This window comes from Streptomyces sparsus (genome assembly GCF_054776295.1).
In genome coordinates this window covers 1-619 of the sequence record NZ_BAAHCA010001633.1, presented here as the reverse complement: position 1 = coordinate 619, position 619 = coordinate 1, and the positions used below count along the sequence as shown (strand labels likewise).

Genomic DNA, 619 nt, shown 5'->3' with positions numbered 1-619 from the left:
CCAGCAGCAGCAGCTCCCCGGCCCGCCGGGCGGGTGCCTCCACGGCTCCCGTCCCGCCGCCGGCCCACTGCGGCACCAACCCGCCCGACCAGCGCCGCACCATGGGCTCGTCCCCACCTGTCTCCGCCGCCACGCCCTGCCGCCCCGTTCAATCGGTCACCGCTGCTCCGGTCATCATTCCGGATGTCAGACGCAGTACACCCCCGGGCCACCTGACACGTCCCCGAAGAAGTGTGCCGACGGCGGTGCGGCACGATGGAGGCATGAGCATCGTGAAGATCAACGTTCTGACCGTGCCGGCCGACCAGCGGGAGGTGTTCGAGCAGCGCTTCGCCGCCCGCGCGGGCACCGTGGAGGGGTCCGACGGGTTCGAGTGGTTCGAGCTGCTGCGGCCGCTGGAGGGCACCGACCAGTACCTGGTGTACACCCGTTGGCGGGACGAGCAGTCCTTCCAGGCGTGGATGGAGGGGCCGATGAAGGCGGCCCACCAGGGCGGCGGCGGTGGCGGCGAGCGGCCCAAGCCGGCGGCGACCGACTCGACCCTGTGGAGCTTCGACGTGGTGCAGCAGACCCCGCCCAAGCGGGGCTGACGCGAGCCGTGGGCGCCCGCACCCGTGCG

Annotated in this window: 1 protein-coding gene; it reads left to right on the top strand. The window is 72.9% G+C overall.

Annotation, left to right across the window (positions count from 1 at the left end; genetic code table 11):
- The first annotated feature begins 263 nt into the window (after positions 1-263).
- The gene (locus tag ACYVE9_RS30020) at positions 264-590 is read left to right on the top strand and encodes an antibiotic biosynthesis monooxygenase family protein (protein WP_461031011.1); all 327 of its coding nucleotides are present in this window, start codon (positions 264-266) and stop codon (positions 588-590) included.
- Positions 591-619 lie beyond the last annotated feature (29 nt).